Raw genomic sequence first — 14933 nt, 5'->3', positions numbered from 1 at the left:
TCTAGATGGGAGACGTCCTCGTTTCGCTCAAGATCCTCCCCAAGGATACGGATGTTGATATCTCGGCTCTCGAGGATCAGGTAAAGAAGAGCATAGCTGGCCTCTGCACCATAAACAGGATGGAAGAGGTGGACATCGGCTTCGGCCTGAAATACGTAAAGCTGGAGATAATCGTGCAGGACAGGGAAGGTGAGATCGACAGCGTTGAGAATAAGATATCGGCAATAGACGGGGTTGGCGAGATAAGCACTGAAAATGTTTCTCTAATATGAATCTGATTCTTTTCATTTTCATATCTCTTCTGACACTAATAGCATTTGGTTTTTCCTACATCGGTATCCACAAGGATCGAGATGAAGCGTGCAATGGATCAGTATCCTACAGGATTCTCGTCATAATACCATGCAGAGGTTTAGATTATGGTTTTGAGGAAAACCTGAGATCCATAATAGATCAGGATATTCAGGCAGACTACGTTACGGTTGTTGATTCAGATTCAGACCCTTCTCTGCAGTATATAAAGAAGGTCGGAGTTCCATATATGCTGTCAAACTACGAATGCAGCACCTGCAGCGGAAAGGTCAGAGCAATATCCACCGCATTGAAGGCGCATCCAGATTACGATGTCTATGTGATAGCGGACTCCGACATCAGGGTGAAACGTGACTGGCTCAGACACCTAGTATGCCTGCTTTCTGATGATCATGTTGGCATCTCCACAACCTTCCCTTATTTCCATCCGGTGGGCGGCTTGGCGTCAAGCGTGAAGGCGGTCTGGGGCACCGTTGGCCAGTCCCTCATGGAGTCAAGGATCACGAGATTTGGCTGGGGCGGATCGCTGGCATTCAGGCGTAACCTCCTTGATTCGTCCATGCCATTCTTCTCAGAGAGCGTTTCTGACGACTCTGCACTCACGGCAATATGCAAATCAAAGGGGCTGAGGATCGCCTATGTTAGGGAGTCCAGGCCGGTTGTGTACAGCCCCGAGAGCTGGCCTCAGTTCTGGGAATGGTCAAACAGGCAGACGGCACTATCCATAAGCGCATCGCCGAAGGTCTTCCGCTACGGTGTGGTATTTTATTCTCTGGACATACTCCTGTTCATCTCGGCAATAGTGCTGGCCACGCTGAATCCGGTATTCCTTTACCTTCTGACTCCGAAGGTGATCGGCATCTACAGGATGTACGATCGTGCGGTAATAAAGAGACCGTCCTTCGCCGTCATATTTATGGCCATACCATTCATATACATGGCCAATCTGCTGACTGCGCATGGGATGAAACACATAACATGGCGTGGGAATACCTACGAGCTTCAAAAATTTGCGGAAAAATGATCCGGTGAAATCAGAAAACGAAGAGAACAACGAATACCAGGGCTATTGCTATGGATACTATGTAAACGTATAGATCCCATGTGAAGACTTTGTAGCCGTCAAGCGGAGGTATGGGCAGCAGGTTGAAGAACCCAAACCAGAAGTTCATCTCAGCCACATACCTGAATATGGCTGCGGCAACGGGGATCAGCGTGAAGAACGCTATGCCGTAGAACAGTATGCCAAGGAATATGTTCATGGCTGGCCCGGCCAGGGCCGTCTTTCCAATCTGATCCTTCCGGTATATGCCACCTATATTCACCGCTCCAGGAGCCGCGAATATGAACCCGAATATGGACGTTACGAGGGCAAGAAACAGGCCGGCCGGCCACATCTTGAAGTACGCTATGCCCCCATAGGATCTGGCCACGTATCTGTGGGAGAGCTCGTGCATGAGAAAAGCCGTCACTGCCACAAGAAACGAGACTGCTAGTATGAAAAACGGGCCGTATGGCGAGGCGAACCTATTTGCTATAGCAAAAGCTGCAGTAAGCGCGATCACCGATACCGCTATGTCCTTCTCCTCATTCGAAATATCATGTCTGTACATTCTGGTATCCTCTCTCCTTCATATGCTTCATCATTCTAACAACGGCCGCCGCAGTTTTTATGCCAACGCCGTATTTTCTTATTATCTCGATCTCGTTCTCCTCGACTTTGTCTGCCATCGCTTTCTCGGCCATCTCCCTGATCTCTTCGGTTTCAGCATGTTCTCCTCTTATGGCCATTCTGATGTATACGTAGAGGTTCTTGGCCATCACAGGATCCCTTGGATCAAGGTGACCGAATATGGTATGGATGTATATTTCATCTGAGGAATGTATCTTCTCCTTCTCCGCTATCCTCCTTATCACGCTGGACGATATCCTTTCGAGATATTCAGTATTAGGCGAACCCAGATATTTATCGTCATCAAAGAAGGCTTTGATATCATTGGTAAAGTCATCTGGGACATCTGCCCTGGAGATCATCTCACCCAGTGATAACTTTCTTCCCTGCTTGAACTCAATGGTGAGTATACGGGACGTGTATTTCGAGAGTCTGTCAAGATAGCGCTTCTCGTTTATTGCCTGCATGAGAGAATTCTTCACGCTCTCCGGCAGGCTGTACTGCGACAGTGTTTCCTCAGCCTGATCAACATCGTCCTCGGCGAGGTAGGATCTCACGACGAATGGTATGATGCTGGAATCAGCATCCTTCCTCTTCCTGAACATCTTTAAAATATCGCCATATCTCTTCATATCGTAGAGTATGCCGTATATCCTGCGGTACACCTCCACACATGCATTCCCGCTGCAGTGCGATGCGAGATCCTCCGCCACCTGAAGCGCCCTCTCGCTGTCGCCAGTTATCCTCAAGAGATCCACGTAGGATATGCCGGCATCAGCGTCTCCGTAATTCTCGTAGAGGTATGACGCTATCCTGAGGGCATCCTGGTATCTCCCCTCATTTTTGAATTTCTCCATTATTACCTTCCCGGCAACGAGGTCGCCAGATTCCTCATAGTATTTAAGGAAGGCCTCCCTGATGTCATCGTAGGACCAACCGACCCTTGCTATATATTTTATATCATCCGGCGATTTTTCGCCCTTCGAATTCAGATATTCTACTACCCTGTCCGTCTTTCCCATTCTGATATAGAATTTTATCGTGACCGGCATCACCGATGGCAACCTTGAGATAATATCATCGGCCTCTGCATAGTTTCCGGCCTCTATCAGGCAGTCTATGTACTCTGGAAACTGAACCGGATTTGCACCCCTGCTTATCATCACACGGTAGACGGCTATGGCATCTTCAAAATTCCTTCTCCTGTAGAGCGAGTGGGCTGCCTCTCTGAGGTCATCCATGCTTCCGAATTTATCCATGTGATGCAGCAAAAAATCTGCGGCCGAGTCCTCGTTTATACTTCTCAGTATGGAGAAATGCGCGCGCAGATCCTCATCGTCCTTGGATTCCTTTATCAGGGAAGCAGACACATTGATGGCTTCCTCCTTCTTTCCAGTGCGGAAGAGATAATCCCTCTCCAGCCGCATGACCTCATGATCCTGCAAATTCTTCTGGTGGAGCAGCGATATTATTCCCGACATTATGTTATGGTTGTCGAGGTATTTCTCGCGTATTATCCTGTATGGTACGGCGTTCCTGTCAAGATCGAGTATGGCCGAAATGTCGTCAACAACGGAATCCTCATCGATCGTTATTGAGAGAAGGTAAAAATCAACGTTTGGAAACGCCTCCTTGGCCCTTCGTACCAGCTTGATCGCGTCCTTTGACCTATTCATAACATACATGAGCCTGGCATATTCATAGTCAAGAAATGGATCGTCCTTTGTCCCCTCATACCTGTTGATCATCCTGTATGCATCATCGTAAAGACCGGCGGTTATGAATGTATCTATGGCAGGATACAAGTACCTAGGGTGATCCTCGAAGACCTTGATGTTTTCCTTGGTGTATATGCCCTGCATGGACACCATTATGTCGTAGACCTCTTCCAGGCACTTTGTGGATAGAGCCGTCTTTATCTTATCGGGCACAGTGTGCATCTTTCTGAATACGGATTCTGCCGCAATGAACGCCATGGACCTGGAGCATGACTTTGATGCATACTCCAGGATGTAGTCAACGCCCCTGATCTCCTTTCCAAGCAGCCGGTCAAGGGACACGCTTGAATAGGTGTTCTCCAGTCCGGCTGAAATGAGCATTTCAACCTGATCCTTGTCCCTAACGGAGAAGAGTATGGAGTCCACGAAATATGGATCGTCCAGTATTTCCCTGTGTTCCTTGCTCATTTTCACGGCATCGTCCATATAGCCCATGTAGATGTACGATGCTGCAGCAAGGCCGATGTATTTTTCTTTCAGTGCCTCTTTCTGCAGCGATTCGTAGATCTCCAGTATATCCTCGTAGCTGCGGCGGTCGAAGAGGTATCTCATCACGAAATCGACAGAATCGTCTTCTGGTCTTATGCTTATAAGATGCCTGTAGGCCTGAAAGGCTTCGCCCATGTTCCCTATATCACTCATAGTTGCAGCGTATGCCTTCATTATATCGGCATTATCTGGAAACTTTGATACAGCCTCCTTGAGCAGATTAACCGATCCGGAAACGTCTCCAGATTCCTTCACCAGACTGGATATCCTTATATAATCTTCTGGCCTGAAGTTCTCCCTGTTAACCTTTGTGAGAGTTTCCGCATATTCCTTGGTTCGTCCGTGGTTGTACAGGATATCCATCATCTCATAAACCGCCTGTCTGTTCTCAGGCTGTGAACTGCAAACATCCCTGTAGAAATCAAGGCTCTCGTTTATCCTGCCAATCCCGTACAGCGATCTAGCCATCACAAGCTTCAGGTCGTAATTTCCAGGATCCAGTTTCAGGCCCCTATCGGCGATCTGCCTGGCCTTTTCGTATTTCCCAAGATCGAGGGCTGTACTGGCCAGAACAAGGGAAGCCCCAGCATCTTCAATCCTGTCAGGTTCGGCAAGATCAACGGCGTATATTATGGATTCATTATCCTCGACGCGTTTACCGCATTCAATAATCTTGACCAGGTATTTCTCCGAGTATTCGTATGCGAGCACGTTCCTGAGAAAGCTGATTATCGCCCTGCAGTCATCATGCTTCTCGTAGTTATCGATTATATCATCCGTCGTCGAGTCATTCCTATCACGTTCTGCGTATTTAGCAGCTATCCTGTCGTCGTATCTGCCGCATTTGGAAAGAAATAATGCGACGCTGTCATACTTTTCAAGATGATCCGCGCTTGATATGACGAGATTCACGATGTTCTCAACATCGCAGAAGTACTGATCCGACGTCACAAGGCGTATGACGTCCAGGTAATTGCCGGCGCTATAATTCTCAAGCACTTTGGATTCGGCTATGCTCTTGTTTCCTGGAGATATCATCTCAAGGTATGGTATTATCTCCTGGATCTGTGTGCTGTCAGATATGTTCCTGACAAGCACGGAGATGAATGGATCAACGTCGTTTCTATCTACCTGTGTAAGATCCGCTGCCTTGAGATCCTCTATCAGTTCAGCGATCCTTATCTTCTTCTTTTCTGGATCCTTCTCCGTGATGATCGCATTCATCTTCATCACGAGAGCCTTTGTCAGTTTGGGATCCGCCATCTTTTCAAGAATAGTTCAATATATATAAAAAATTGTATTGATCGCCCCGCAATTCTGCAAAAATTTGGAAGTTTAATTCCCATGTCCTATCATCGATCAGACTGTTGAGGACAGAAGAATCGTTGTTATCTGCAGTGTTCCGTATACCACGAACGAAACTATCCATATCATCAGGACAGTGTGATGCAGACCGTGGAGTATCCGCCCACCATCAGAGACCTTAAGTGAAACTCCGCCAATAAACGAATGAACGAAAAGGATGATCATTAGAAATACCTCGATCAGGTACACCGATGAGGACGGTGGAGCGAGGAATATGCCGGTGACACCAAGCGATGACAGGTTAAAGCCGGAGAATATGCCATCTATTATCTTAAGTATGCCAAAGGAGATGGCAAGCGAAAAGGCCAGTCCAGCCGTTATACCATACATTATACCAACGAAACTTGTAACGGACGAATGCTTTCTCTTTCTCAGACCGACGATCTTCTCGAAATTCTCAGATACGACCATTCCACTTTTGAGGGCATCCGCTCCCAAATCTATACTCTCTGCGTATGTCTCAGAGTATATTTCTATGAGGTGTGAACCGGTGTCCGCCGAGAACATCTTCCATGCCTTCAGGGAGTTTATCCTGTATAGTAGCCTCTTGTAAAGCTTGTCAATATCCTTTGAAAGTATCCCGAAGTCGTGCATCACTATGGCCTTCAGCGCATCGATCAAAAGGTTTCCTCTCGCAGATGCAGATCCTGAAAGAGATCTTATAAAGCTGCCGTACATCTCGTCTTTCTTCTGCACCTCGCGCTCCATCTTCGATCCAACGTAGCTAGGATAGGCCACCGGGCTTACTATTATGGCGAAAGTGAAATAGAAAGGTATCCTGTAGATCAGCTTTGTAACATCCAAAACAATAAAGATCAGCATGGAAGCTGTGACCGATATCAAGAACAGGTTCCTCATCTTTATGTCCGTATCCGTCTTTATGCCAGTCTTGTGCCACAGCGGGTCCTTCGGCAACACAATGCTTATCCCGTACACTAACATAAATTCGCCGAGCGCCACCATTAGGAGGCTCAGGCTCAGTACAACCGTTATGTTTATGGGTATGAGGATGGGCATAATCATTATGAACGTGATAAGAAATGCGAACGATAGCAGCAGCGATACGTATATGTCCCTGTACAGATCGAAGCTGTAGAGTGCAGATGTATATGCCGTTTCAAAACTGTTCATAGTGCTGAATACCTCAGTTCGTGCGAATTCCTGTATATCCTGACCACTGTCTATGGCATGTCCGAATCTTGTAAGGAAATCGGAGAATATATCGCTCGGCGTTCTCTTAGCCACGAATGTCATGGCCTCTGCAAGTCCCATGCCCCAGTTCCTTACAAGGTTCAGTATCTTTTCAAGCTCCTTGCGCAGGTATCCCAACTTCTCCTTCTTTGACAGTATATCGAGGAGATCGATTATGTTGGCATCACTCGTTGCCAAAGAGGAAAACGCTGTGATGAAGAATGGAATGTTCGAGTTTATGTCGTTCTTCTTGTTGTCCCTGTCTATGATCGGCTTCAGAAAGAAGAATGCAGATCCCAGAGCAAGCATCGCGAATAGAAGCAGTATTACCGTCTTCTTTGTTACGTCGTAGACCAGATAGAACATTACTGACATTACCGCAGATCCGGCTATGATGGATAGATCGGTCTTCGAATAGTTTATGCCTATCCAGAATCCTCTCTTAACCTTAGTATCCATTTGCGAACGCCCCTTCGTAGAATTCCTTAATCTTTTCATAGACCTGGTAGTAATCGAAGATCTTCTGATCGGCCAGATCCTTCAGTATCCTTGCTCTTCTGAAGAGCTCATTATATATGAGGCTTGTATCCACGAGACCAGCTGTTTTCGCTATCTTCTCTTCCAGTATGTATGAGTTGTTCATTCCTCTGAACATATGCCTATCCGTTGATGGATCCCATTCGAATACTGCTCTAGTAGCCACACCACCAAGATCCTCATAGTATCCCTCTATCTCATTTATGCTGGTTGTCCTCCTTAGGAATTTTCCACCAACGTAAACAGCCTGCTGTATCAAAACGATATTCAGGTTGTCCATGAACGTCACTGGTATGTTGATCGGATTTCCTGTGAATCTCTGGATCATCTTCTTTACCGATGAGGCGTGAAAGGTCGATATAACCGGATGGCCTGTCTGCATAGCCTGAAAGGCCATTGCGCCCTCTGCGCCCCTTATTTCTCCCACAATTATGTAATTAGGCCTGGATCTCAGAGCCGTTCTAAGGAGATCGTACAGTGTTACTCGGCTCTCCTCCGCGCCGCTCTCCCTCGTAACAAGCTGCTGCCAAGCCTTCTGCGGAGCCCTGATCTCAGGGGTATCCTCAGCACTGAATATCTTAGATTCAGGCCTTATAAATGGAATTATAGCGTTGACTACCGTTGTCTTTCCGCTCGCTGTTTCACCGCAGACAAATACGCTCTGGCCGTATTCCAGTGCGAGCCATAGATATGCGGCCTCCTCATAGGACATTGTATTGTATTTGATTAGGTTGAGTATGCTTAACGGAATCTCGGAGAACTTCCTAATTGTGAAGCTCGGGCCTCTCTGCGATATGTCCGTGCTGTATACTATAGAGAGCCTGGATCCATCCGGCAGCGTTGCATCTACGATTGGCCTCTTGTCGCTGACCGGTCTACCAACACGTTCTGACAGCCTCTTGCTGAATCTCATCAGCCTCTCCATGCTGCCAAATGTTATGTCAGTTGGCATCGACCCGAATATCTTGTGCACTATGTAGACATCCTCAGGACCTATTCCACTGATATCCTCTATGTGAGAATCCCTTATCAGCGGCTCAAGAGGACCAAGCCCTATTATCTCCTTCTTGACGTTATAGAGCATCTTATCATACAGGGTTTTTTCAAGCGTTACACTGCTCCTCCTTATCTTGTTGGAACCGATCGACACGGTCTTCCTATACACATCCTCTATGTTCTTCTCCTGCTCTTCCTCGTTCTCGGCTGGTGGATATTCAGAGGCCCTGGTCATTATTATATCGAGGATGGCATCCATGTAATCGAATTCCTCGCCTTTCAGTAGTGGCTCTATGGGCTTGTATCGCCTCTCCTTCCCCTTCTCATAGATATGTATGAAGATCGGGTCCCCAACTGGATATATAACATCAACATGGGCGAGGCTCTTAAGGGAGCTGTCTATGTTCACCAGGAAGGATGGACTTCTTCCCGTCTCGTTCCTGTATCTGGACAGATACTCCGCGAGGTGAGGATTCCTCGATATCGCAACCTCATAGCTGTCTGAAACAACTCCCTTCTCCATGATCATCACGATACGCTTGAGATCTCAACTATCAGGCCACGCCCGGGCTCAACCCTGAACGGAATGCTCTGCTGGATCGATCTTACAACCATGGGATACTTTACCAGATCTATGAAATGTCTCTTTATGCCTCCAAGCTCCTTTGAATGCAGCGTTACTATGGTCGTGGACAGCTGGTTCATCCGAAGCACAGTTGCATCATCCATGCTTGCCTGGTTGGCCGTGATTATGACAACTCTATTCTCGGAAAACTTCCTGAGCCTCTCCATGTAGGAGTTGATCTCGAAGTCCCTGAACATGCCGGGATTAAGCGAGTCTATTATGAGAACGCTCTTCTCCTTTATGCGATCGTTGCTGATCAGTTCATCAAGGTTTGCCTTCCTCGTCCGCCTGAGTATGAATACGGGTGTTATATAAAGCATGGAGCCCGATATCACTGAGTTCAGCACTGGGTAACCCAGGGCTTCCGAAAACGATACGAACTCACGTACCGGCATCTGAGATGAAACGTATGATACGGATATCCCGTTCTTCAGGAATCCATAGGCGAGCCTGAGCGAAAGAAGAGTCTTGCCTTCGCTGTTGTCGCCGAATATGGTGAAGAGCTGGCCAACGTATACGCCACCCCCCATCCTCTTGTCAAGCTCATCTCCATCGATCTTGAAGCTGAAGAACATAGCATTACACCTCAAATTCCAGCTGGTGGGAGACGCCGCTGGAGAGGGAAACGGTGATGCTGTTGTATCCACTCAACGTCTCATTGACCACTATTTCGCCGACCTGCCCTGGATAGAGCACACCAGTACCGCCGGGCGTTTCAAACTGAACGTATGAACCCGTTACCATGTTTCCATCGATCAGCACCGAGACGGATGTATTTGTGAATGCGAATGAAACGCTTCCCGTATTCTTTATATAAAATACGTAACCACCATTATAAGGTATTTGTGTAGGATCGTTTATGATCGCGAAGTTCTCCTGTATCATATCCGATGTTTTCTGCGATGAAGTCTGCATCCCATCCACGAGATGGAACGTCTGATCAGATAGCACTGCCACCGCAGATGCCGTTATGAGAAGGGTCACTATGAAGAATACCAGCTCTGATACTGCAGTTGAAGCCATCAGGACACCACCTGCCTGAATATCTCGAAGCCGTCAGGCATGACTATCTCCAGCGAATATGTCCCAGCTGGTTCTTTGAATTTCACGGAAACAGTTTGAAGTGGGAATAGAAACTCGCTGGATGCATTGAATTTTACAAGCGTCCCATTAACCAAGACGTTGGCTAGACTCATATTGAACACCTGGCTTCCGTTGTTAGTCAGATTCACGATGAATAATGATGAACTTGAATTGTAATAATAACTGATCACGGAAACATGCGTATTTTCCAGATCATATATATTTTTGATAAGCTTCTGGTTTGCATTCGCTATATTCTCATTGGATTGAACATATGAAGTGTAAACTATTCCAAAAAAAATTAGAGTAGACGAGAGCATTATTACCGCCGCCACTGTATAGCTAAATCCCATACAGCTCGTCAACTCCCTTTCTTATTGTTCTGAACTCCCTTTCGAGCGCCTCTATGAGATCCCTGTTGATCTCCTCGCCTCTCAGCTTCTCTATGAACAGCATGTTTATGATGTGGTCCTGTATCGATGGCTTTATCTTGTACTCCTGTGCCGGGTTCATGACTCCGGTCATCTTTGCATACTTCATCATCTGCTCCTTCACTGTTGCCGATATCCAGCCAAGACTCTCGTAGTAGTCCAATACGTCAAGCGTGTTCTCAGGACCATAGTTGTCCAGCAGGAACTCAAGCCATCTCAATGATACCATTATCGATACCACATCATCTCCGATGACCTCCAGCTTCGCCTTTCTCTTTGGTTTCTCAGCTGGAGCCTGCGGCTGCGCAGTCTCCGGCTGCTTTGATGACATCACTTTCTCTATGTCCGATATCTCCTTGAAGATCGAGTCGATCTTTCCTATCAGCGAGTTCTCCTTGGTCTGTTCGTATCGCTTGAGCAGGTTTGAGACCAGGTCGTCTATGTCATTTTTTCCGAACTGGATAGGTGAAGATATTATCTTCTGCTTCAGTTCTTCAAGCGCGAAACCAGGCACAGATTTCCTGGCGCCCTCCAGCTTTTCCTCCAGGTACGGTTTCAATGAGTCGTTGATCATTTTTTCTCCTCCATCTGTATGAACTGGTCTATGTCAGGTACGCCATACAGCTCTCTTAGATCCTTTATTGCGGCTTCCACCAACTGCTTCACGTTGTTAACCTGATCCGCCAGAGTATCCGTGATTCCCCGTATCTCCTCCGGCGTCTTGTCCATGAAGGGGTTGAAATCGCGTGAAACCAGTTCGTAGAGTGAGACGACCATCTTCACATTCTCCTTTATTCCTTCAAGTTCGTTCTTTATATCGTTGAGAGTTTTCTTTTGGCCTTCCATCTCTCCTGTGATCCTTCCCAGATCATTCTCGATCTTGGTCATCCTCTCATTCATCGCGTCTATGACCTTCGGATCTATTCCATTGGTCACGTGTATGGACTGTACCTGCTTCTGGTCATCACTGGTCTGCTGAGGGGTTTCTGTGGCCTCCTTTTTAACCATTTTCTTTACATTGTCCAAGAGACCCATAGCTGTCACTAAAAATATAATACAGCTTCAACTTATATTTATTGAAGCTGTATCACATCCGAAACGAAGGATTCTGGCGCAGTAAACTGTATCACACCTGGAGATCCAACTGGAGCCTGTACCTGACCGACTACCGCCTGGCCCTCAGATATTCCTCCAAACACTGCACTGACGTTGACTAGTAGATCTACCTGGTCCTGGTATGATATCACTGGATACTGAGCTGTCAGTGAGTTGGTAGGATCGCTGAGTACGAGTATGGCAAAGTGTTTTGATCCATTGGTCGTTCCATTTATTGTGCTGAAGTAGGATGTGTTGAACACGTTGTTAGTTCCGCCAACTGCTGAGTTGAACCCGTACACGAAGTCCTTAGCCGATGTAACGCTTATATTCTCATAGCCAACGTATGTCAGAGAAGCCGATACTCCATGGTATGTAAGAGATATGGTTACGTTCGCAAGGTTTATCGATGAACTACCTGCGGTAACTGATATCTGTATAGCCATCCATTCAATGACTCCGTGCGTTGGTACAGCCTTGTCCGAGTCCAGCCCGAATATGCTGTTAACCTGAATGCCTGTAGATACCTGCTGCGTCGTCTGCGAGCCCGTGCTCGTTGCCTTCTGTTGCAGAGTTCCTGCGGTGTGTATTAGGACAGTAGCAGCCACTGCAGCCACGAGAACCATGGCTATAAAAACGATCAGTGTGCCTATCCCAGTTTCAGCCTTGTTATCTGCCTTAAGGCTGAACACCTTTCGCACTTTCCTTAAGAGCTTATTCATCTAGCACCTCATCCATTCGATCAGAGGTATAAATATACTTCTTTTTTGCAGAGATTATCGTACACTATTATGTAGGTAAAACAGAACTGCAGAAGTCTAAAAATGATGAACGAATATCCAGACATGAAGATCGGAAAGAATGTCTACATCGCTGAAACTGCTGTCATAATAGGCGACGTGGAAATCGGCGATAACGTTTCAATTTTTGATGGTACGGTAATCAGAGCGGATATGGACTCCATAACCATCGGCGACAACACCAACGTGCAGGATAACGTTACGATACATACCGATACAGGATTTCCTACTAAAATAGGAAAGAACGTCTCCATAGGGCACAATGCCGTTGTGCATGGGTGCACCGTTGACGATTACGTACTCATAGGCATGGGTGCAATACTGATGAATGGATCGCACGTTAAAACTGGTTCCATAGTTGGGGCCGGCGCAGTCGTGACGCAGAATTTTGAATCAGAGGAATATTCTCTGATTCTCGGCGTTCCAGCAAAGGTAGTCAAGGTTAACAAGGATCAGATGGCGTATATCAAGGCAAACGCAGAGGATTATCTCAAGCTCAAGGAACTGCACATGAGCGGAAAGCTTGATCGTTACAGGCGGGTCTGATCCTTTTCAACATGCTGAAGCATGTCCAGATCTATCTCGAAGAAGGATACAGGAACAACCAATGAGAACCTCTCCAGAACGGCCGGATGTATCTCACCAATTACGCCGATTTTATTTTCCCCGATCCTTATGGAACCAGATCTTCCGTCAATGGCACCATAAACGCCTTCCGGAACTATGTTGACGTTCTCCTTCGTGAACCTCATCAGGAATGCTTGCATGTATGATTTCGCAGTTGAGAACTCTGATTTTGTATCCGCTATGACGCATGACAGAGCGGTCCTCTGCCTACCTTCGACCATCTTCTCGCCTATCTCGAATATCCTCTGTGGAAGGCCATTTTTCTTGTTCTTTGCCAGTAGATCCAGGAGGTCGGGGTATATCTTATCCCTCAGCACCGAGTAATCCTCGCTCTTTGGGTTCTGGACCCTCGTTCCCCCCGTATAACCTTCCATATAGTAAGCGGGAGACAATACAAAGGTCATCACCTCCTGGAAACCAAGGCCTATCATCACATCCCTAACGAGGTTCTTGACCTCGTTCATGTAGAATGGCTTGCCAAATCTTCCTATGGATATCCTTTTTTCCGATACGTTCTCTATTCCTATTGACTTCAATATGTCCTCTATGATGTCCATCTCACCCATGACGTCGACACGATAGCCTGGCACGTAAACTGCTATCTCAGGAGAACCAGGTTCGGCAACGTATCCCATCCTCCTGAGGTGCACGATGATATCCTGATCCTCCATCTTCTGTCCAAGGAATCTCTCCACGTTTCTCCGTCTCGGCCTGATTAACCGGAAGTCAAACGACCTTATGCTCTCGATCTCAGAAGAGGGAATGCCCTCAATAATCGGTACCCTTATCCTGTATTTCAGACTCGAGAAGAAATTTGAAAGAAGATGGTGTGCAAACTTGACTGAATTGATATCGGTACCTGTTATATCTATGAAGAACTTCTTTGTCTCCCGATCTATTCTTGATCTATGGCTGTTGACGATCGGAGGCAGGGATAGTATGTTTCCTTCAGCGTCCGTTATCGCCACGTATCTTTCATCACTCGGCAGGAGTTTACCGTATATAAAGCCCTTTTCGTGGTTCTTCACTATGTATTCAACGGTTCCCTCCATGCCATCATAGGTCTGCATCCCCTTATTTCTGCGCACAGTGGTGTAATATATTCTGTTTCCGGTCTTCTCCAGATCATGGATGCCGATGGCCATCTTCGATCTGTCCTTCCCGATCGACGCATGGAGAACCTCCTGATATCCGATGAGATCGTCAAAATAATCCCCTATGGACGATCCTTCCGCTGTAAATGTTGACAAATATGGTCGGATGCCCCTAACACCCCGTGAAACCGATACTCTTATGGATTCGTCAACCGATTGCGGTTTCCGTATTTCTACGTCTCCGTAGAAGAATATCTTTACCTGTTTCACAAGAGTGGGAAATGAAAAGAGATCCGGCCTGTCTGGATTGAACTCTATCTTTATCTCTTTATCCCGATCAACGGAATAACCTATCACACTACCATAACGAAATATAAGATCAACGATCTCCCTGCCAAATCTATTCTCCAGATCATCGACAGGGGCCCTGATTACAACCATCGAGGTGCGTTAGACAAGGAATTTATTTAATGTTTTCTTCGTGCACTATTTTCTTTATCGTCTCCCTCACCGTCAGACCGTTTATCCTATCGAGTATGAGGGACGAGAGTTCGTCGAGGCTAAGATTGACAGGTCTTGTTGAATCCTTGCCCAACTTTTCAACGAGGTTCTTTGGAACAAGTATCTGTACCGGTACGAAGTCGCTGTTGACGCCACGTGACTCAAGCAATGCTGCAACAGCCTTCCTGACGAGATCAGAAACGCTCTCGTATTCATCCCTGTTCACCAGACTCTCCATTTCGTCTACCATTGACCTGGACAGCCTGACCGTGACCCTCTTTTCGTCATTCAACCTATCTTTACCTCCTATGTCTGACATAGACAATAATCGAATATA

Annotated in this window: 15 protein-coding genes; 3 read left to right on the top strand and 12 right to left on the bottom strand. The window is 46.7% G+C overall.

From position 1 onward, the window contains the following. Positions 1–5: 5 nt before the first annotated feature. Entirely contained in the window at positions 6–272 is a 267-nt protein-coding gene (locus F6Q11_RS00445) for an elongation factor 1-beta (RefSeq protein ID WP_297025741.1), read from the top strand. After that, entirely contained in the window at positions 269–1336 is a 1068-nt protein-coding gene (locus F6Q11_RS00440; RefSeq protein ID WP_297025740.1) for a glycosyltransferase family 2 protein, read from the top strand. Before F6Q11_RS00445 ends, F6Q11_RS00440 begins: the two co-directional genes overlap by 4 nt. 10 nt (positions 1337–1346) lie before the next feature. Here F6Q11_RS00440 and F6Q11_RS00435 read toward each other — a convergent pair whose 3' ends face one another. The 10 genes from F6Q11_RS00435 to F6Q11_RS00390 form a co-directional block, all read right to left on the bottom strand. Next, positions 1347–1925, bottom strand: a complete 579-nt coding sequence (locus tag F6Q11_RS00435; protein WP_297025739.1) for a site-2 protease family protein — start codon at positions 1923–1925, stop codon at positions 1347–1349. After that, a complete protein-coding gene (locus F6Q11_RS00430; RefSeq protein WP_297025738.1) occupies positions 1912–5514 on the bottom strand; it encodes a lipopolysaccharide assembly protein LapB in 3603 nt (1200 codons plus the stop codon). The genes F6Q11_RS00435 and F6Q11_RS00430 overlap by 14 nt, the downstream gene beginning before the upstream one ends. A 96-nt stretch (positions 5515–5610) precedes the next feature. Then, entirely contained in the window at positions 5611–7266 is a 1656-nt protein-coding gene (flaJ, locus tag F6Q11_RS00425; RefSeq protein ID WP_297025737.1) for an archaellar assembly protein FlaJ, read from the bottom strand. Beyond that, positions 7256–8863, bottom strand: a complete 1608-nt coding sequence (locus tag F6Q11_RS00420) for a type II/IV secretion system ATPase subunit (protein WP_297025736.1) — start codon at positions 8861–8863, stop codon at positions 7256–7258. The genes flaJ and F6Q11_RS00420 overlap by 11 nt, the downstream gene beginning before the upstream one ends. A 5-nt stretch (positions 8864–8868) precedes the next feature. Next, the gene (locus F6Q11_RS00415; RefSeq protein WP_297025735.1) at positions 8869–9540 is read right to left on the bottom strand and encodes an ATPase domain-containing protein; all 672 of its coding nucleotides are present in this window, start codon (positions 9538–9540) and stop codon (positions 8869–8871) included. Positions 9541–9544: 4 nt separating this feature from the next. Further along, entirely contained in the window at positions 9545–9988 is a 444-nt protein-coding gene (locus F6Q11_RS00410) for a flagellar protein G (RefSeq protein ID WP_297025734.1), read from the bottom strand. Continuing rightward, on the bottom strand, positions 9988–10239 hold the full coding sequence (locus F6Q11_RS00405; protein WP_297025733.1) for a hypothetical protein: 252 nt from the start codon (positions 10237–10239) through the stop codon (positions 9988–9990). The genes F6Q11_RS00410 and F6Q11_RS00405 overlap by 1 nt, the downstream gene beginning before the upstream one ends. 151 nt (positions 10240–10390) lie before the next feature. Beyond that, positions 10391–11053, bottom strand: a complete 663-nt coding sequence (locus tag F6Q11_RS00400; RefSeq protein WP_297025732.1) for a FlaD/FlaE family flagellar protein — start codon at positions 11051–11053, stop codon at positions 10391–10393. Then, on the bottom strand, positions 11050–11487 hold the full coding sequence (locus F6Q11_RS00395) for a flagella accessory protein C (protein WP_297025731.1): 438 nt from the start codon (positions 11485–11487) through the stop codon (positions 11050–11052). Before F6Q11_RS00395 ends, F6Q11_RS00400 begins: the two co-directional genes overlap by 4 nt. A 65-nt stretch (positions 11488–11552) precedes the next feature. After that, positions 11553–12296, bottom strand: a complete 744-nt coding sequence (locus tag F6Q11_RS00390; protein ID WP_297025730.1) for a flagellin — start codon at positions 12294–12296, stop codon at positions 11553–11555. A gap of 105 nt (positions 12297–12401) precedes the next feature. Between F6Q11_RS00390 and F6Q11_RS00385 the strand changes: the two genes are divergently transcribed. Then, positions 12402–12920: a gamma carbonic anhydrase family protein gene (locus tag F6Q11_RS00385; protein ID WP_394349631.1), complete on the top strand. Its 519-nt coding sequence runs from the start codon at positions 12402–12404 to the stop codon at positions 12918–12920. Here the strand turns inward: F6Q11_RS00385 and pheT are convergent. Further along, complete coding sequence (gene pheT / locus F6Q11_RS00380) at positions 12905–14536, bottom strand: phenylalanine--tRNA ligase subunit beta (RefSeq protein ID WP_297025728.1); 1632 nt, start codon at positions 14534–14536, stop codon at positions 12905–12907. The genes F6Q11_RS00385 and pheT overlap by 16 nt on opposite strands. Before the next feature lie 22 nt (positions 14537–14558). Next, entirely contained in the window at positions 14559–14915 is a 357-nt protein-coding gene (locus F6Q11_RS00375; RefSeq protein WP_297025727.1) for a type II toxin-antitoxin system ParD family antitoxin, read from the bottom strand. Positions 14916–14933 lie beyond the last annotated feature (18 nt).

The organism is Thermoplasma sp. (genome assembly GCF_008709555.1).
Classification (GTDB): Archaea; Thermoplasmatota; Thermoplasmata; order Thermoplasmatales; family Thermoplasmataceae; genus Thermoplasma.
Note: the sequence above shows the minus strand (reverse complement) of the source record. Positions and strands in the feature narration are given on the sequence as shown.